Below are 17,428 nucleotides of genomic sequence, written 5' to 3' on the forward strand. Positions count from 1 at the left end.
CGGCGTTCCAGGTCGCAGACCAGCGTGCCGTAACGCTGTCCCCGGCGGAAGGCCCAGTCGTCGATGCCGATCACGCTCGGATGCTCCACCGGACGGCACGGCGGCGCACGGTCCGCAGCGTCGTATCCCGACTGGCCGGGACCATGAGCCGTCGGGCGAAGCTGGCTGCGGGTCTACCGCCGAGGGCAACGCCGAGATGATGCACGATGCAGTCGAGCCGGGCCGTACGCCGGGCATGGGCGGCAAGGTCAGACCCGAGCCGCTCGGCGAAGATCTTGGTCCGGCAGTCCGATCCGATGCAACGGAAACGACGGACGCGGATATCGAGCGCGACGCGTCTCCCGGCAACCGGCAGGTCCGACAGGGTGCGGGTGTAATGGCTATGGATTCGAGACGAGGTCCGATCGCAGCCCGGGCACCGGGCGGATGCGGCGACCGGCCGGGCTGTGATGGTCAGCACGGCCCCGACCTCGACATGATCGATGACGAGGCCGCGCGGGATGACGGCACCAGCATGCAGACGGCGAGACATGACAGGATCTCCGACGACGAAAGCCGAGATCCATCAACCCGCCTGCACCGAATGTGAGTCAGACCCTTGATTGTGTGCCGACGTCGGATGCGCCGGCGGCGACCCCGTCCAACCAATCGCCAGCCCCGCCTGGGGGCTACTGGGCGTAGGGACGCCGCTCACAGCTCAGGAACCGATCGATCCCGAGAACCCCGGCCGGTTCGTCGTTCAGGTAACGATGGAAATCGCCCTGGCTGTCGGGAGATCCGGCAAACGCCCGCAGGCTGTCCCACTCCTCCGACGCCTGCGCCGAACCTTGGCTGTCACCCCGACGCATGGTCGATGGCGAACATCCGAAGCTGCGACGGAACAGGCGGTTGAAGTGGGATACGTCCGAGAACCCGCATTCCGTGGCGACCTCCGTGATGGTCTGCGGCGAGTTCGCCAGGAGCCAGCGTCCATAGAGGACGCGAAGGTCTCGTGAGTATTCCTGGACGCTCTTGCCGACGAGCTTGCGGAAGACCCGTTCGAGCTGTCGCTTCGACAGTCCCACGGTTTGCGCGATCTTCTCGACCCGCTGAGGCGTGCTGAGGTTCTGCTCGATCAGCAGCATCGCCCGGCGGACCCGGTTGTCCGCGACGATCCCGGCGCTCGGCGGCTGGGGCTGAGCCCCGGCTGCGGGACGAGCCCGGTCGGTGACCATAATATGCAAGCTCTTCTGAGCATGTCCCGGACCAAGGTGCCGGTCGATGAGCCAAGCCCCGAGATCCAGGCTGGCGAGACCGCCCGCGCAGGTGATGAACGGGCCATCCTCGACGAAGAGTTGGTCCGCAACTGGGATCACATCGTCATGCCGCGCGACGAGATCGGTGAAGTGGTACCAACTAACGCAGCAGCGGCGGCCGCGCATCAGCCCCGCCTCGGCCAGGGCGATGCCGCCGGTGCAGATGCCGATGAGGCGCACCCCGGCAGAATAGGCCTCTCGCATGAAGGCGAGGGTCCGGGAGTTGTATGGCTCCCGGTCGAGCAGCCCGCCAACGACGACGATGTAATCGAACCGGGTCGGATCGGAGAACGTCTCCCAGGGCATCACCTGGATCCCGCAACTCGACGTCACCGGCTCCAGGTCCGGGGCCAGCAAGCTCCATGAGCAGCGCTCGGGTCGGCTGCGATCCCCCTCGTCCGCGGAGAGGCGCAGGATGTCGATCAGGGTCGAGAAGGCCACGAGGGTGAAGTGGGGCAGCAACACGAAACCGAGCGACAGCTTGCGACGGCTCGCCGCCTGCAGGGGTGTGGTCGGCGTTGTCCGGGGTGTGGTCATGCCATCCGGTGCGTTTGCCCGGACTGTGATCCGGTCGGCCTCCTGCTGCAAGAGGCGGACCAGGGGCGAGCGAACAGCGGGACGCTGGCGTCAGTGCACAGCGCCGAAATAGGCCCGTTGTAGTTCGGGGTCGTCCCGCAGCGTCGCGGAGGAGCCCTGCGCCACGATGCGCCCGCCGGATAGGACATAGCCGTAATGGGCGATCGCTAGGGTCTGGTTCACGTTCTGCTCGACGAGCAGGACCGTGACGCCTGTCGCATTGATCCGGGCGATCACATTGAAGTTCTCTTGCACGAAGAGCGGCGACAGCCCCAGCGAGGGCTCGTCGATCACGAGGAGCTTCGGATCGGTCATCAGCCCCCGGCCGATCGACACCATGGCCTGCTCGCCGCCGGACATCGTCCCGGCGAGCTGACGTGCCCGTTCCGCGAGACGCGGGAAGACGGCATGCACGCCGTCGAGCCGACGCCGGATCTCCCGCTCGGACGACACGCGGTAGGCGCCGAGCCGCAGGTTCTCCTCGACGGTCATCTTGGAAAAGATCCGCCGGCCCTCGGGAATGCAGCCGATCCCGAGGCTGACCACATCGTGCGTCTGCATCCCGTCGAGTTTGCGCCCATCGAAGGAAATGGAGCCCCGGTGCGGCGGTGTGAGACGCAGGATCGAACGGATCAGCGTGGTCTTGCCGGCGCCGTTTGAGCCAAGGATGCAGGTGATCCGCCCAGGGGCCACCTCGAGGGTGATGTCGTCGAGGACATCGACACGGTCGTAGGTGGTGAAGACGCCGTCGATGGTCAGGCGCGCGGTCATGAATGCCCCAGATAGGCTTCGCGGACGGTCGGGTCGGCGGCCACTTCGCGGAAGTGGCCCTCGCAGATCTTGCGGCCGTAGTTGAGGACGACGCAGCGGTCGGTGATGCGCTCGATCAATCCCATCTCGTGTTCGACGATGATAACGGTCAGATCGCCACGGCTGCGCTGCACGTCGAGGATTTCGTCGATGAGCTGGTTGGTCTCGTCGTGGGTCATGCCGGCGGAGGGCTCGTCGAGGAGCAGGATTTTCGGCCGTCCGATGAGGGCCCGGCAGATCTCGACCCGGCGGCGGTCGATCATGCCGAGGGCGACTGCCGGCTCGTCGAGACGCTGGGCGAGGTCCGGGTTGAACAACCGGGCTAGATCCCGTGCCTCCTCGGCGAGGGCCGCGACAGTCCGCGTCAGAGTGCGGCGGCGCAGAAGATTGTCGATCACACCTTGCGGTAGACGCTCTTGTGCGCCGAGCGCGATGTTGTCGAAGACGGAGAGCGGCAGGCACAGACGCGAACGCTGGAAGGTCCGGGCGAGACCGAGCCCGGCGAGCGCGTGGGCTGGCTCGCGGGTGATGTCGCGGCCATCGAGGACGATGGTGCCGGCCGCCGCCGGGTAGATGCCGCTCGTCACGTTGAAGAAGGTGGTCTTGCCCGAGCCGTTCGGGCCGATCAGACCCAACACCTCGCCGCGCCGGACCGTCAGGTCAAGGGCGTTGAGGGCAAAGAGGCCGCCGAAGCGGACGGACAGGCCCTTCGCCTCCAGGATCGCGGGGGCTGCCGCCAGGGCGCTCATGCCTGACGCCCCGCGACGAGGGTCCGGGTACGGCGGGGCAACAGGCCGCTGGGGCTGAGGACGAGGACGAGGATCACCAGTACCGCGAAGAGCAGAAGCCGGTATTCCTGGATGAATTGCAGCTTCTCCGGCAGCAGGACGACGATCAGCGCGGCCGGCAGTACCCCCCAGCGGTTGCCAATCCCGCCTAGGATGACGATCGACACCATCATCAGCGAGTCGCCGAGGGTGAAATTGTTGGGGGCGATGAATCCGGTCATCTTGGCGTAGATCGCCCCGGCCATCCCGGCGAGCACGTTACCCAGGGTGAAGGCGAGGATCTTCCAGCGGGCGATCCGCAGGCCGAAGACCTGGGCGGCGACCTCGTCGAGCCGCACTGCGTCGAGACGGATGCCGATCCACGATCGATCGAGGAGACCGACGAGCGCCAGGGCCGCCGCGGTGAGGGCGAGGCAGAGCAGGACGTAGTTGGCGTAGAACGAGAACGTCATGCCGAACAGGCTGAGGTCGTTCGAGAAGTCCCAGCCGAACAACGTGATCGGCGCGAGCTTCAAACCTTGCGGTCCGCCGAGCATCTCGTTGGCGTCGAGGAAGACGTTGAACATCACGCCGAAGGCCAGGGTCGTCAGAGCGGCGTAGTGGCCTCGTGTCCGCAGGAGCGGCAGGACAAGGAGCGAGCCGATCGCGACGGCGACGGCGCCCCCGAGCAGGATGCCCGCGAGGTCCGGGATGGCGATTCCCTCGGCCTGGCCGAGGGCCGCTGCGGTATAGCCACCGCAGCCGAGGAAGGCCGCGGCGCAGAAATTCGAGAGGCCGGCATAGCCGAGCTGGATAGTCAGACCGAGACACACCGTGGCGTAGATCAGCACCGTCGCCAGCATCAGGAGGCCGAAATTGTCCTCGCGCAGCACGACGAGGATGCCGAGGCAGGCCGCTACCAGCACGAGCCGCGTCGGCCAGGGATGACCGGCGGCGCCGCGCTCCACGGCGGCGATCACCCGGAACCGGGCGGCGGCGAACCACGCAATCCCGCAGGCCACCAGCGTCGAGAGGACGAGCCTCTGGTCCTCCGCATGGACCAGGAAGGCGACCGCCCCGGCACAGGCGGCCACGACGGCCGCGAAGACCGCGAAATCCGAAGTCCGCCGGGCTCTCACCCCGGCCGCCATTGGCAGTGCGTCCCGGGGGACCTCGTCTTGGGTGGAGCGGTGGCGCATCAGCATCGGTACGTCATCCGGGCGGGAGGAAAGGTCAGACGCGCTCGCTGGCGCGCTCGGCCAGCAGCCCGGTGGGGCGCCACGTGATCAGGGCGATGACGGCGACGAACGCGACGACGTTCTTGTATTCGCTGAAGGCCGGCAGGGCGGCGACGACCGCCGTTTGGAGGCCGGCGAAGAGGTAGCCCCCGAGGATCGCCCCCCAGAGATTGCCGAGGCCGCCCACGATGGCCGCACTGAAGCCGATCACCGCGATCAACAGGCCCATGCCGTAGTTGATCTCGCTATAGTACAGGCCGGAGATCACCCCCGCGAAGCCCGCCGTCGCCGAACCGAGAGCGAAAGTCAGGGGGACGACACGGAAGAAGTTGACGCCCATCGTTCGGGCGGTTTCCTGATCCTCCGCCACCGCCCGCATCGCGAGCCCGAAGCGGGTGCGGTTGATGATGTGGTGGACGAGGGCGATGAGCAGGAGCCCGGCCACGATCAGGATCAGCCCGTCGTAGCGGACGAAGACACCACCGACGGTCGCCCCCCCAGGTGGCAGCAGGGCGGGGAAGCGCTGCGAATTGGTGCCGTTGGGGAAGAACAGCCGGATCGCCTCGCGGATCACGGTGCCGACCATCATCGTCATCAGCAGCAGGTTGAGGGGCGGGGCGGAGCGCAGGGGCAGGATCAGGAGGCGGGAGATCCCGGCGCCGAGGAGCGCGGCGAGACCTACGGCCGTCGAGACGGCGGCCAGGATCTGCACGCTCGTCGGCAGCCCTGCGGCGGCGGCGGCAGTCGCCGCGACCAGGGCGCCGAAGGCCCCGAACGTCATCACGTCCCCATGGGAGAACTTGATGACGTTCATCACACCGAAGAAGATCGTGAACCCCATCGCCACGAGGCCGTAGATCGTCCCCTGCATGAGCCCGTTAAGGACGTACTGGCCGATCGCGCTCATCGCATGTCTCCGATCGCTCGGTCTCAGCGGTGCAGTAACTTGCGCTTGCCGCTCGCGTACTCGCTGTCCTCCCAGACCACCCACTTTCCGTCCTGCACCACGTACTTCGTGGTGAGCGGCGTGATGTTCTGGCCGTGGTCGTCGAAGGTGATCGGCCCGACGATCGAGGGCACGTCCTTCACGTCACCGAGCGCCGCGGTGATCTTCGCCCGGTCAGGCCCCACCGCCTCGATCTGCTGCATCAGCAGATGGGTGGCGATGTAGGCGAAGGGGCCGTAGGCCTCCGGCGGCTCCCTGTAGCCCGCCGCCTTGTAGTTTTCAGTGAAGGCCGCGCCGCCGGGCATCTTGGAGAGGGGCGGCGAATCGAAGAAGGTCACGGTGCCTTCGGCGAGATCCGGCCCGACGGCGTTGATGAACGCATCGCCCATGATCCCCGAATTGCCTTCGAGCTGCGCCTTGATGCCGAGCTTGTCCATTTGGGTCCGCAAGCGCGTTCCCAGCGGCGTAAGGCCGCCGAAATATATCACCTCTGGATTAAGCTCCTTGATCTTCGTCAGTTCGGCACTGAGATCCTGTTGATCGGGCGCGACCGCGAAGTTTCCGAGAATGGTTCCACCATTTTCCTTGGTGAAATCGGTGAAATATTTGTTCATCGACTTACCGTAATCGGTCGAGTCGGCGAATGAGACGAAGGTTTTGTAACCCTTTTCCTTCATGAACTGCGCACCGACCCGGTTTTGGCCGATCAGGATGCCGCTCACCCGGTGGATTTCTGGGTACTTGTGGGCATAGGTGATTTCGGGCAGCACAGCCGCCCACACCACCATCGGCAGCTTGAAGCGGTGGAACACATCGACGGTGGCAATAGCGGTGGCCGAGCAGTAGTGCGGCACCGCCGCCGCGATGCTCCGGTCTGACCCGAGCTTTGTCACGACCTGCACGCCGACATTCGGCTTACACTCATCATCCTGGACGACGAGTTCGTACTGGTAGGTGTGGGCCGGATCGGCGTTGAACAGCTTCACGGCAAGTTCGGCAGAGTTGCGGGCACCGATTCCGTGCGGAGAGTTCGGGCCGGTGAGGGGACCGACGAACGCGATCTTCACCGTGTCCTTGGCCTCGGCCCATCCTGGAATGAGAAGTGTGCCCGCCGCCGCCACCGCGAGGCACCGCCGCATGATCCGACCCATTCCGCCTCTCCGTTTGAATTCGAGGGCAGACTAGGCAGCGCGGCCATAAGCAGACTAGCACGCAAGCGCGCTGGCCCCTGAACGGATGCGCCATTGGTGCCACCGTGGAGCGAGGCGCGTGCGTACCGACCCGATGACGGAAACGTCCTAGCTGTCGTGCGACAGAAGGGTCGATCAAGGACGACCCAAACCCCGGAAGCCCCAGCGGAGACCGCGCATGCCGTCCGACCTGCACGACCGATCGATCGTCATCGACGGCCTGATCATCTCTGATTTCGGCCGACCGGTCTTCGCGGACATGCGGAAGGCTGGGCTCACCGCCGCGAACTGCACCTGCTGCGTCTGGGAGAACTTCACGGAGACGATGCGCAACGTGATGCGCTGGAAAACGTATTTACGCGACCATACGGACCTGATCACGCAAATCTACACCACCGCCGACATACGGGCCGCCAAGGAGGCTGGGAAAACCGGGATCATCCTTGGCTGGCAGAACATCACCGGCATCGAGGACCAGATCGGCTATCTCGGCCTGTTCAAGGAACTCGGTGTCGGCATCATCCAGATGGCCTACAACACTCAGAACCTCGTCGGCACCGGCTGCTACGAGAGCCGGGATGGCGGCCTTTCCGATTTCGGGCACGATGTGCTGGCCGAGATGAACCGGCTCGGCGTCCTGGCCGACCTCTCGCATGTGGGTCCCAAGACCAGCGAGGACGTGATTGTCGCCTCGAAGCAACGGGTTGCCTACTCCCATTGCCTTCCGGCCGGGCTGAAGGCGCACCCGCGTAACAAATCCGACGAACAGCTACGCTTCATTGCCGAGCGGGACGGGTTCGTCGGCGTGACCATGTTCCCGCCCTTCCTCAGGCGCGGGCCGGAATCGACGGTCGACGATTACGTCGAGGCGATCGAGTATGTCCTGAACCTGTGCGGCGAAGACAAGGTCGGCATCGGCACCGACTTCACGCAGGGTTACGGCCGGCCGTTCTTCGACTGGATCACCCACGACAAGGGCTATGGCCGCCGGCTCACTGATTTCGGCGAGGTGATCAACCCCGAGGGTCTGCGCACCATCGGCGAGTGGCCCAACCTGACGGCGGCGATGGAGCGCCGTGGCTGGCCGGACGCCCGTATCGAACGGGTCATCGGCGGCAACTGGGTCGCGCTCCTGCGCGACGTGTGGGGAGCGTGAGGACCATGGGCAAGCCGCAGGTCGAGATCCACGTCGACGACGCCACCGGGCGCTGGTCCGTCGATGCGCTGCCGATGATCCTGGTGCCGCAGCACTTCTTCCTCAACAACCACTTTGCCCTTGAGACGGAGCTGGGGCACGAACGGCTGGCCGAGGTGCTGCGGCCCGCAGGCCATCGCTCGGCCTACCATTGGTGTGAGAAGGAAGCTGCTCATCACGGGCTGGACGGCCTCGAGGCCTTCCACCACTACATGCGGCGCATCACCCAGCGCGGCTGGGGTCAGTTCGAGGTACTGGACGTCGATCTTGGCGCCGGCACCGCTTCGGTCCGCCTACGGAACTCGGCCTTCGTGGACGAGGAGCGCCGACGTCTCGGCCGCAAGGTCTGCACGATGTTCGCTGCGTGGCTCGAAGGCTCGCTCGAGTACGCGGCGGCGGCCTCGGGCCGGACGCTGCATCTCCAGGCCCGGGAAGCCTACTGCGCTGCGGAGGGCACACACGACCATTGCCTGTTCGAGGTCACGCCGCGGGTATAGGCCCCGGCTCTTTCCCTTCCCGGCCGGCTCCCTTCCCGTGACGCCTTCGGCACTACCGACCGGCGGGGCGCAGGCCCGGCCGGTCGAGGCCGAGGAAGCCGATCTCGTGGCGGGTCCGCCCGTCGCCGCTGGCAAGGTCCGCCAGGATCTCGCCGATCACTGAGCAGAACTTGTAGCCGTGCCCCGAGCACGGCGAAGCGAGCACGACCTGCGGATGCTCCGGGTGGTGATCGAGAATGAAGTGCTCGTCGGGTGTGTTGGTGAACATGCAGTCGCGCAGAGCCATGGTCGGTCCGCTGCCGGCGGGGAAGTAGCGTTCCGCGAAGTCGCGCAGGAGGCGCTCGTCGGCGGCATCCGGCTCCCGCCGCACGGCGTCGGGGGCGCCGGTCTCCCCAAGGTGATGGTAGCGCCCGAACTTGAACCCCGGAACCTCATAGACGGGCAGTCCGTAGTAGCGCCCCTCCGGCACCTGCAGGTTGAAGACCGGAAAGCGCGACGGCTCGAACCAAGCGGGCTCCTGTGGCTGGAGCCATGCCAGCACTTGGCGCTCCGGGACGGCAAGACCGGCCAGGGGCGCGGCGAGGTCCGCCGCCCAGGCCCCCGCCGTCAGGACCAGCCGCCCGGCTTCGTAGGTGCCGTGATCGGTCCGCACGACGACCCCGCCCCCAGGGGTCGCCTGCCAGTCGAGAACCTGCTCGCGAGCATGGATTTCCGCGCCGTGGGCCTGCGCAGCCCGGACGTGGGCGACGATCGCCCGCTCGCTGGCCACGAGCCCGCCCTGGGGCTGATAGACGGCGCGCATGCCCTCCGCGAGCCGGTAGGCCGGGAACCTCTCGTTGACCGCGTTGGCAGTGAGGACCTCGTGGGGCAGGTCGTGCAGCCGGGCCGAAGCCAGGGCGCCCCGAAAGACATCGCTCTCCTCGGCGCCGCCGTCGATGGAGCCGGTGATCACCAGGATTTCGTCGCCCGTCGCCGCCTCGAGGTCCCGCCACAGCGCGTAGGCCCGGTGCAGGAGCGGCACATAGGCCGGATCCTCATAGTACGGTAGACGGATGATCCGGCTGATCCCGTGGGACGAACCCATGGCGTGGGGGATGTCGTATCGCTCCAGCCCGAGCACGCGCTGACCGCGCTTGGCCAACTGCCAGGCCGCGGCACTGCCCATCCCGCCAATCCCGACCACGATGACATCGTAGGGCGTGTCCGAACGCATGGCGGCCTGCATCATTGACCTAAGGGCAAAGGATCGCGCCCCGCGTATGGTCATCCCCCGGAAGGCCGGGGATCGGCTTGGACGCAAGCGGCGCATCGGTAAGCTGCATGCGGCACGAGCGGGACCGTGCTTTGTCTACGATCCCCCGTGCCGGACCGCAGGCTCTGGAAGACAGGCGTGCTCGCCCACTGCGGGAGGGGGCAACCCCTCCATATGCCGCCGGTATCGCCTCTCCTCAGGGCATGGCCCCCAAGGGCGATCTCTCACGCCCGGCTGGTCGGGCCGACGATACTCAGGCCATGTCCTGGATCAGGTCGTGCCGGCGGGCCAGCAGAAGCATACCCTCCATGATCATGTGCGCACATAGATGCGCGGCCATGTCGTTCACGTCCTGCGGCGGGCTCACGGTGTTGAAGTCCATCGCCACGATGTTCAGGCCGCTCAAGCTGCGGATCAGCTCGATTCCCTCCCGCGCCGTCAGGCCGCCCCAGGTGGGCGTGCAGACGCCGGGGGCGACGGACGGATCGAAGACATCCATGTCCCAGCAGAGATAGACCGGCCGTTCGCCCACGGTGCTGCGGAACTCGGCCATGGTCTGCGCGAAGCCCCGCCGCAGCAACGTCTCCGCGGTCACGACACGGAAACCGAGATGGGCCGCGTGGGTGAGCACGCCGCTGCAATAGGTGAACCCGCGCACCCCTACATGCCAGGACCGGGAGGCGTCGACCCAGCCTTCCTCCGCCGCGTTCGTGAACTGCGTCGCGGCGTTGTAGCGGTCGTCCGGCTCGTAGGGATAGGCGTCCGTGTGGCTGTCGATATGGAGCGCGACGAGCCCCGGGTGGCGGCGCCCCGCCGCTCGCATGAGGGCCAGCGATACCGAACCGTCGCCGCCGATCCCGACCGGCACGGCCCCCGCATCGAGGATCGCGCCGGCCGCCGCCTCGATCCGGGGCAGCGCGTCGTCGATGCGCCCCGGCGTGAGGGCGACGTTGCCGCAATCGACGGCGCCGAGGAGGCTCAGCACGTCGACATCCGCCAGCGAGGGGTGGAACCGGCGGATGAGGCCGGATTGGCGGCGCACGGCGGTCGGACCCTGCCGTGCCCCGACCCGGAAGGCGTGCGTTCCGCAGTCGAACGGGACGCCGAGGATCGCCGCCCGGCATCCGGGACCGGGGCTCCCGGCGGGAAGCCCCATGAAGGTTTCCGGCGCGGTGAACAGCGGTTCGGTCAAGGCTGCGTGTCCCTCAGGAAGTCGAAGGCGGTGAGCGCGTGGACGCGGGCGACCTGCCCGAGTTCGGCGATGGCGGCGAACTCGTCGGGGCCGCCCATGCCGTGGGGGGTGGGCCCGTAGACGACGGTGGGGATGCCCCGCATCCGGAACCAACGGGCGTCCGAGCCGCCGACCCGCATGTTCACCGCGACCGGGGCGCCCACCACGTCCCCGGCGGCGGCGGCGCACAGGCGCACGAGGCGATGGTTCGGGTCGGTATGGTTCGGCGCGAAGTTCCGCAGCACCCGGACCGTCAGGTCCGGATCGTCGAGGGAGCCGCGGATCGCGGTCTCTACCGCCTCCGCCGCCACGCCGACGGGGAGGCGGATGTCGAGGGCGGCGCGGGCCCGGGACGGGATGAGATTGGGCGAGGTGCCACCCTCGATCCGGCCGAGATTGACGGTGATCCGGCCGAGCGTGTCCGTCTCGCCGGCCCCGGCCAGGGGCTCGGAGATGGGACGCGACCGCGCGATCGCTTCGCTCACGGCGGCCGGTGCAACCACGGGCACCGCCGCCAAGGCCGCGCCGAGCCGGTCCAGCGCCCTGCGCAGCCGGTCGATCGCATTGTCCCCGAGGTGGACGTGGGCGCCGTGGGCGGGCCGGCCCACCGCCTCGACCTCGATCCAGAGGAAGCCCTTCTCGCCGAAGCGCAGGACGCGCGGCGAGCCGGCATCGCCGATGATCACCGCATCCCCCGTCGCGTGGGGTACGGTGTCGAGCAGCCACCGGGTTCCGAGGGGGCCCATCGTCTCCTCGTCTCCGGCCAGCGTGAGAACGACTTCGCCAGGCCATGCGTCCGCGACGTCGGCAAGCCCGGCGAGGGCGACGATGGAGGCGGCGATCCCGCCCTTCATGTCGGCGGCCCCGCGTCCGTACAGGAGCCCATCGATGGTCGCGCCGGCCGGATCGACGCTCCAAGCGCCGGGTTCACCCACGGGGTAGGTGTCGAGATGGCCGTTGAGGATGACCCGCCGGCCAGGGCCCGCGCCCCGAACCCGGGCAACCACGTTCACGATGCCCTCCGCACTCTCGTGCCGCGCGATCTCGGCCGAGGGCACCGTTTCGCGGATGCAGGCGACAGCGACCTCGGCGACCGTGCGGGTGTCCCCAGGCGGGTTCGGGGACGCGGCCGCAATCAGCCGCCGGGCGATGGCGGCCACCTCGGAGGCACGGTCGGTGGCGAGGGCGCGGCGGGCGGCGATGTCAGCGCGCGGCAAGGCGGCGCTCCCAGATGCGGATTGACTGTGTCAGCGGCCAGCAAATTATGAAGTAAATCACCGCAATGAAGGTAAATATCTCCAGCGGACGGAAGGTCGATGACGATAGCTCCATACCCCTTCGGGTGATCTCGCCCACGGAAATCACCGCGGCAAGTGAAGAGTACTTGATGAGCTGCACGAAATTGGCTGCGAGCGGCGGCAGGATCAGGCGGACCGCCTGCGGAAGAACGATCCGGACGAAGCTCTGGCCCGGCGTGAGTCCGAGGACCTGCGCCGCCTCCCGGTGCCCGACCGGGACAGCCTGGATGCCCGCTCGGAAAACCTCGGCGATGAAGGCTGACGAGTAGATCGACAGGCCGAGGACAGCGGCGGCGAAGGCATCGAGGCGGATCCCGAGAAGGATCGGCAGGACGTAATAGGCCCACAGGAGTTGCACGAGGATCGGGGTGTTGCGGATGATCTCGCCATAGACAAGGGCGATCATCCGCAGGGGCCAGAAGCGAGAGCTCGACATGACCGCGACCAGAAGCCCCCCCGCCGTCGCGAAGACGAGGGTCAGCCCCGAGATGATGAGGGTCGTCTGGACGCCTGACAGCAGGAACGGGAGATTTGCCGGAATCACGTCCCAGCGGAATTGATAGGTGCCCATCGCCGGCGGCCTACGGCGCGACGATCGGGCCGAGCCCGTTCTTGTCGGCGAACTTGGCGAGACGCCCGTCAAGCTTGATCGTGTCGACGAACAGATTGACGTAGTTGAGCCAGATCTGGTCGCCCGGCGCGACGACATAGGCGTAGGGCGTCACAGCGAGCTTCTCCGGCGGCAGCAGGTAGGTAACGCCGGGGAACTCCTTCTTCATGCGCAGGGCGGTGGGGAAGTCGCTCATGATGACGTCGGCCCGGTTCGTCATCAGTTCCGCTTGGCTGGTGGCCGGCGGCGCCACGGCGTTGACGGCGGCGTTCTTCAAGTAGCCGCGCATGAACGGCTCGATGTAGGAGCCGAGGGTGACCGCGGCGGTGATCCCCTTCTTGTCAATGTCGCCCCATTGCTTGATCGGGCCGTCCCCCTTCACCACCGCATAGACGTTGGTCACGAGGTACGGCCTCGAGAACTCGACGGCTTGCGCCCGCTTCATGGTCGCGCCGACGCCGAACATGCCGATGTCGCATTTGTTGGCCTGAAGGTCGGCGATGAATGTGCCGAAAGCCGTCTCGACGACTTCGAGCTTGACGCCCATGTCCTTTGCCAACTCCTTCATCAGGTCGGCGTCGATCCCCTCGAGTTCACCGGTCGCGGGGTTGCGGAAGGAGATCGAGTAGTAGAGCGGCCAAGTGCACACGCGCAGCTTGCCGGACTTGGTGATGTCGTAGAGATGCGACTGCGTTTGCTGGGCGTCAGCGGGAAGAATCGCCCCGAGAAGGGCGATCCCGGTCAGGACGGCCGTGAGGAACCCCGTGAAACGACGTGTCATCGTGCAATCCTCCGTCTGAATGCGGGTGTCGGTCAGTCCTCGAACTGTGCCAGGAAGCGGCGCGCGCGGTCGGTGTTGGGCGCGGCGAAGAAGGCCTTAGGTTCGCCCTCCTCGATGATCCGGCCGCCATCCATGAAGACGACGCGGCTGCCGACCTTCTCGGCAAACCCCATCTCGTGGGTCACGACCATCATGGTCATCCCCTCGCTGGCGAGGTCGCGCATCACCGCCAGAACCTCGCGCCGCAATTCCGGGTCGAGCGCGCTCGTCGGCTCGTCGAACAGGAGGACGGCCGGGCGCATGGCCAGGGCGCGGGCGATGGCCACGCGTTGCTGCTGGCCGCCCGAGAGGCGGCCCGGATAGGCATCGCGCTTGTCGGACAGGCCGACCTTGGCGAGCAGCGCCTCGGCCCGGGCGACGGCCTCGTCGCGCATCAGCCCCCGCACGCGGATCGGGGCCTCGATGACATTGGCCAGCACGGTCATATGCGGCCACAGATTGAAGTGCTGGAAGACCATGCCGACTTCCGACCGCACGGCGCGAGCGGCCCGCGCGACGGAGCGGTCCGCCTTACCGCTGGCGACGACCTGATCGTGCATGAGCACGCGGCCCTGGTCCGGTGCCGTGAGGAGGGCAAGGCAGCGCAACAACGTGGTCTTGCCCGAGCCGCTCGGCCCGATGACGCAGACCACCTCCCGTTCGTGCAGGGTGAGATCCACGGCATCGAGGACGCGGTGCGTCCCGAACGCCTTCCCGATCTCCTGACCCACCAGAACCCGTCGCGCCGAAGCCACCATCATTCATCACCGTTCGTGATGGTGGCAGATTGAGGCGATCAGAGAGCATCTGTCACGCTCGAATTTTAGGCTTGCCAGCGAGTCGATTGCCGCTCGATAAATCATAGTTATGGATCTACGCCAGATCGAACTCTTCACTGCGATCATCGAGAACGGCAGCCTGACGGCGGCGGCTCGCGCTCTCGGCGTCACGCAGCCGGCCGTGAGCGCCGGGCTGGCACGCCTCGAACGGGCGGTCGGCTTTTCTCTCTTCCGTCGGGACGGCCGGCAGGTGGTGCCCACGTCGGAGGCGATGCTCTTCTACAGAGAGGCCGTCCGCGCCCTCGCCGGCGTCGCGCAACTCGACGATGCGGCCGCCGCCATAGCCGCCACCGCCCGCGGCTCGCTGACGGTCGCCACCAACCCGAGCCCCGGAATCGCTTGGCTTCCCCGCATCGTCGCGGAGTTCCAGCGGACGCGGCCGGACGTCCGCCTGAACCTGCTGACTCGCTCCTCGCGCGAGATCCGGGATCTCGTTGCGGCCCGTGCCTTCGATTTGGGCATCGCCGAGCCGCCCTTCGACAAAAAGGACAGTGTCGTCCGCCGGTATCGCTTCGCGGCGGTCACAGCTCTCAAGACGAATCATCCCCTGGCGATGCACGAGACCTTGACCCCCGCGCTGCTCGACGGCGTGCCGATGATCGGGCTGCTTCCCGCGCACGGCACCACTCCCGCGATCGCCCAGGCCTTCGCCGCGCACGGGGCGGATTTGCGGATCATGGTCCGGTGCGAGTTCTTCGCGACCGCGCTGAACCTCGCGGCAGAGGGTGCTGGGATCGCCCTGGTCGATCCGATCAGCGCGGCGTGTCACGCGGCGCCCGACATCGTCCTCCGGCCGTTCACCCCGCGCATCGTCTACGAGGTGGCCGTGCTGAAGCCGGCGCAGAGCGGCCTCTCCCGTCTCGCCGAGGCCTTCGCTGGGGAGATCGACCGGCACGTTCGGCCCTACCTGATGGAGCACGGTTCGTGACGCAGCCTCTCCCCTCCTTCGTCGCTGCCTCGATTCTGTCAGACCGCCTCCTGCCGGACGAGTTCGCGGCGATCTGTGATTGTGGCGGACGCCTCGCAGGCACATCATCGGAGGATGCCGCAAAAGCCCTCCTCCGGTGCCTGGGCGAGAAGGCGGCGGGGCGCGCGGCCGGGATCGTCCCGACGCCCTATGACGGCTGGCGGTCATCCTCCGCCACGCTGGAACGCGTCGAGGGGGATCGGACCGCTCCGCTGGGCTGCCACCCCCTCGTGCGCACCGTCGCCACGCCGCCCTCCGGGCTAGAGGCGGAGGTCGTGGATGTTGGGCGAGGCACCGAGGCAGAGTTCACCGCGCTTGCTCCCCTCCTGGCGGGCCGCATCGCGTTGGTACGGCACGAATACATGTTCGCGCCTGGGCACATCCACCGCCGGTTGAAATATGCCTGGGCGCGGGAGGCGGGTGCCGTGGGCTTCCTAATCGCCGGACCCCTTCTGACACGCCCGGTCGCGGGATCATCCGGCCGGGGCCGGGAAGACGGAATCCCCGCCCTCGGGATCACGCCAGAGGCCGCTGCGCGTCTCGCGCCTACAGGAGCGGGCTACGCCCGGGCCCGGCTCACGATCGTCGCAACGGAGTTCGCAGCCAGCACGGAGGCGATCCTGTTCGACCTGCCGGGGCAAACCGCCGAGACTGTCGTGCTGAGCGCCCATCTCGACGGACACGATCTCGCCGAGAGCGCGATGGACAACGCCACCGGTGTCGCGGCGGCCCTTGCCGTGACGCGGGCGCTCGCCCCTCATGCGAGGCATTTCCGGCGCGGACTGCGCCTCGCCTTCTTCAGCGCCGAGGAATGGGCCCTGACGGGCTCGCGGGTCTATCTAGACCGACTGCCCGAGGCCGAGCGCGAGACCCTCGCCTTGAACATCAACCTCGATTCGGTCGCCGGCTCCGGCCGTCTGACGGCCTTGTGCAGCGGCCTTCCAGGCCTTGCGGCCTGGGCTGAGCGAGCCACCGGCGCGGCGGGCGTGCCCGTCGGGACTTTCCTGCCGCCAATGGCCAACTCGGACCACGCCAACTTCACGCGGCACGGAGTCCCGGCCCTGCGCCTCGTCGCAGGCTTCGATGAAGGAAACTCCAATCTCAGGTACGTTCTGACGGCGGCCGATACGCGCGACAAGGTAACAGTGGGGCAACTGCGTCTAGCGGCCCTCGCCGCCGCCGCGATGGTGTGGTCCGCTCTCACCGATGAGCAGCTTCCCCACTAAGGAGCCTGCCACAACCCTCCCGGACCCTCTAGGGGTGCTCTTCATTGTGGGGAACGCCCCGCAGCCATCGCAGCGCTCGTTCCACCAAATTGCAAATCGAACATGTGGTGATCGTGGCAGACGTTGCTGGAGAATCGCGTTCTTCGTAGGGCTGCAAAGCCAGTCGATCGAACTACGCCAGAATGTCTGGTTCCAGTAGCCCTACGCCTGAAAGCGGATTTTCCGCTTTCGGCCATTTGTAGGCGAAACGAAACACCGAACAGCGCATGCAGTCCGCGGGATCGGGCTTGACGCTGGGTTGTAGCCCGTGCCCCCTTAGCACTCATAAAAGAAACCGTCCCACGGGAGGCCTGTCATGGCGCTGATCCGCAATTGCGTCCTCGTGGTCGCGATCGCCTGCAGTGCCTTGGCCGGGACAGCCTCCGCCGAGCCGATCCGCGTGAAGGTCGGCGTCCTCAACGACATGTCTGGGGTCTATTCCGACACGGGCGGGCCGGGGTCCGTCGTCGCAGCGCGGCTCGCGATCGAGGACTTCGCCAGGGACTCCGCTAAGAACTCCGCCACGACCGGCGCCGAGGTGCGGGTCGACCTCGTCTCCGCCGACCACCAGAACAAGCCGGATGTCGGTGCGGCCATCGCCCGGCAATGGTACGACCGCGACGGCGTCGACG

The 17,428-nt window shown here is 67.2% G+C and carries 17 protein-coding genes and 1 pseudogene; 5 read left to right on the forward strand and 13 right to left on the reverse strand.

All coding sequences use genetic code 11. The features are described 5' to 3' along the window. The 7 genes and pseudogenes from MKL11_RS12720 to MKL11_RS12750 all read right to left on the reverse strand — a co-directional run. Nucleotides 1-532 (reverse strand): annotated as a pseudogene (locus MKL11_RS12720) (transposase family protein); the annotation flags it as partial. A 136-nt stretch (nt 533-668) separates the two neighbouring features. After that, nucleotides 669-1,832, reverse strand: coding sequence for a GlxA family transcriptional regulator (locus MKL11_RS12725; protein ID WP_243943928.1), 1,164 nt, complete (start codon nt 1,830-1,832; stop codon nt 669-671). A 90-nt stretch (nt 1,833-1,922) separates the two neighbouring features. Further along, entirely contained in the window at nt 1,923-2,642 is a 720-nt protein-coding gene (locus MKL11_RS12730; RefSeq protein ID WP_243943930.1) for an ABC transporter ATP-binding protein, read from the reverse strand. After that, nucleotides 2,639-3,430: an ABC transporter ATP-binding protein gene (locus MKL11_RS12735; RefSeq protein ID WP_243943932.1), complete on the reverse strand. Its 792-nt coding sequence runs from the start codon at nt 3,428-3,430 to the stop codon at nt 2,639-2,641. Before MKL11_RS12735 ends, MKL11_RS12730 begins: the two co-directional genes overlap by 4 nt. Continuing rightward, a complete protein-coding gene (locus MKL11_RS12740; protein ID WP_243943934.1) occupies nt 3,427-4,653 on the reverse strand; it encodes a branched-chain amino acid ABC transporter permease in 1,227 nt (408 codons plus the stop codon). Before MKL11_RS12740 ends, MKL11_RS12735 begins: the two co-directional genes overlap by 4 nt. 28 nt (nt 4,654-4,681) lie before the next feature. Then, nucleotides 4,682-5,593, reverse strand: coding sequence for a branched-chain amino acid ABC transporter permease (locus tag MKL11_RS12745; RefSeq protein ID WP_091782159.1), 912 nt, complete (start codon nt 5,591-5,593; stop codon nt 4,682-4,684). 23 nt (nt 5,594-5,616) lie between these two features. After that, nucleotides 5,617-6,783 carry a branched-chain amino acid ABC transporter substrate-binding protein gene (locus MKL11_RS12750; protein ID WP_243943936.1) on the reverse strand — a complete coding sequence of 389 codons (1,167 nt, stop codon included), beginning with the start codon at nt 6,781-6,783 and terminating at the stop codon, nt 5,617-5,619. A gap of 217 nt (nt 6,784-7,000) precedes the next feature. Here MKL11_RS12750 and MKL11_RS12755 point away from each other — a divergent pair, with 217 nt between their 5' ends. Both MKL11_RS12755 and MKL11_RS12760 read left to right on the forward strand, forming a co-directional pair. Continuing rightward, entirely contained in the window at nt 7,001-7,978 is a 978-nt protein-coding gene (locus MKL11_RS12755; protein ID WP_243943938.1) for a dipeptidase, read from the forward strand. Between the two features lie 5 nt (nt 7,979-7,983). Continuing rightward, nucleotides 7,984-8,514, forward strand: a complete 531-nt coding sequence (locus MKL11_RS12760) for a 4-vinyl reductase (protein ID WP_243943940.1) — start codon at nt 7,984-7,986, stop codon at nt 8,512-8,514. A 52-nt stretch (nt 8,515-8,566) separates the two neighbouring features. On the opposite strand, the gene solA is transcribed toward MKL11_RS12760, so the two are convergent. The 6 genes from solA to MKL11_RS12790 form a co-directional block, all read right to left on the reverse strand. After that, complete coding sequence (solA, locus tag MKL11_RS12765) at nt 8,567-9,727, reverse strand: N-methyl-L-tryptophan oxidase (protein WP_243943942.1); 1,161 nt, start codon at nt 9,725-9,727, stop codon at nt 8,567-8,569. Between the two features lie 292 nt (nt 9,728-10,019). Then, the gene (locus MKL11_RS12770) at nt 10,020-10,958 is read right to left on the reverse strand and encodes an arginase family protein (protein ID WP_243943945.1); all 939 of its coding nucleotides are present in this window, start codon (nt 10,956-10,958) and stop codon (nt 10,020-10,022) included. Then, a complete protein-coding gene (locus tag MKL11_RS12775; RefSeq protein WP_243943947.1) occupies nt 10,955-12,214 on the reverse strand; it encodes a M20/M25/M40 family metallo-hydrolase in 1,260 nt (419 codons plus the stop codon). The genes MKL11_RS12770 and MKL11_RS12775 overlap by 4 nt, the downstream gene beginning before the upstream one ends. Beyond that, complete coding sequence (locus MKL11_RS12780) at nt 12,201-12,938, reverse strand: amino acid ABC transporter permease (protein ID WP_243943949.1); 738 nt, start codon at nt 12,936-12,938, stop codon at nt 12,201-12,203. Before MKL11_RS12780 ends, MKL11_RS12775 begins: the two co-directional genes overlap by 14 nt. Then, on the reverse strand, nt 12,877-13,686 hold the full coding sequence (locus MKL11_RS12785; RefSeq protein WP_243943951.1) for an ABC transporter substrate-binding protein: 810 nt from the start codon (nt 13,684-13,686) through the stop codon (nt 12,877-12,879). Before MKL11_RS12785 ends, MKL11_RS12780 begins: the two co-directional genes overlap by 62 nt. Nucleotides 13,687-13,718: 32 nt before the next feature. After that, nucleotides 13,719-14,483 (reverse strand): amino acid ABC transporter ATP-binding protein, encoded by a 765-nt coding sequence (locus tag MKL11_RS12790; protein ID WP_243943961.1) that lies wholly within the window; start codon nt 14,481-14,483, stop codon nt 13,719-13,721. Nucleotides 14,484-14,592: 109 nt separating this feature from the next. On the opposite strand from MKL11_RS12790, the gene MKL11_RS12795 reads away from it, so the two are divergent. The 3 genes from MKL11_RS12795 to MKL11_RS12805 all read left to right on the forward strand — a co-directional run. Beyond that, nucleotides 14,593-15,492 carry a LysR family transcriptional regulator gene (locus MKL11_RS12795; protein ID WP_243943954.1) on the forward strand — a complete coding sequence of 300 codons (900 nt, stop codon included), beginning with the start codon at nt 14,593-14,595 and terminating at the stop codon, nt 15,490-15,492. Continuing rightward, a complete protein-coding gene (locus MKL11_RS12800) occupies nt 15,489-16,757 on the forward strand; it encodes a M28 family peptidase (protein WP_243943956.1) in 1,269 nt (422 codons plus the stop codon). The genes MKL11_RS12795 and MKL11_RS12800 overlap by 4 nt, the downstream gene beginning before the upstream one ends. 355 nt (nt 16,758-17,112) lie before the next feature. Then, on the forward strand, nt 17,113-17,428 hold a 316-nt coding region (locus MKL11_RS12805; protein WP_243943958.1), incomplete at its 3' end, for an ABC transporter substrate-binding protein.

It is taken from the genome of Methylobacterium sp. J-077 (assembly GCF_022829365.1).
Classification (GTDB): Bacteria; Pseudomonadota; Alphaproteobacteria; order Rhizobiales; family Beijerinckiaceae; genus Methylobacterium.

Excerpts from the sequence above, each read along its gene's own strand:
- MKL11_RS12725 (WP_243943928.1), bottom strand. The coding sequence starts at position 1,832 with ATGACCACACCCCGGACAACGCCGACCACACCCCTGCAGGCGGCGAGC.
- MKL11_RS12730 (WP_243943930.1), bottom strand. The coding sequence starts at position 2,642 with ATGACCGCGCGCCTGACCATCGACGGCGTCTTCACCACCTACGACCGT.
- MKL11_RS12735 (WP_243943932.1), bottom strand. The coding sequence starts at position 3,430 with ATGAGCGCCCTGGCGGCAGCCCCCGCGATCCTGGAGGCGAAGGGCCTG.
- MKL11_RS12740 (WP_243943934.1), bottom strand. The coding sequence starts at position 4,653 with ATGCTGATGCGCCACCGCTCCACCCAAGACGAGGTCCCCCGGGACGCA.
- MKL11_RS12745 (WP_091782159.1), bottom strand. The coding sequence starts at position 5,593 with ATGAGCGCGATCGGCCAGTACGTCCTTAACGGGCTCATGCAGGGGACG.
- MKL11_RS12750 (WP_243943936.1), bottom strand. The coding sequence starts at position 6,783 with ATGGGTCGGATCATGCGGCGGTGCCTCGCGGTGGCGGCGGCGGGCACA.
- MKL11_RS12755 (WP_243943938.1), top strand. The coding sequence starts at position 7,001 with ATGCCGTCCGACCTGCACGACCGATCGATCGTCATCGACGGCCTGATC.
- MKL11_RS12760 (WP_243943940.1), top strand. The coding sequence starts at position 7,984 with ATGGGCAAGCCGCAGGTCGAGATCCACGTCGACGACGCCACCGGGCGC.
- solA (WP_243943942.1), bottom strand. The coding sequence starts at position 9,727 with ATGCGTTCGGACACGCCCTACGATGTCATCGTGGTCGGGATTGGCGGG.
- MKL11_RS12785 (WP_243943951.1), bottom strand. The coding sequence starts at position 13,686 with ATGACACGTCGTTTCACGGGGTTCCTCACGGCCGTCCTGACCGGGATC.
- MKL11_RS12790 (WP_243943961.1), bottom strand. The coding sequence starts at position 14,483 with ATGGTGGCTTCGGCGCGACGGGTTCTGGTGGGTCAGGAGATCGGGAAG.
- MKL11_RS12795 (WP_243943954.1), top strand. The coding sequence starts at position 14,593 with ATGGATCTACGCCAGATCGAACTCTTCACTGCGATCATCGAGAACGGC.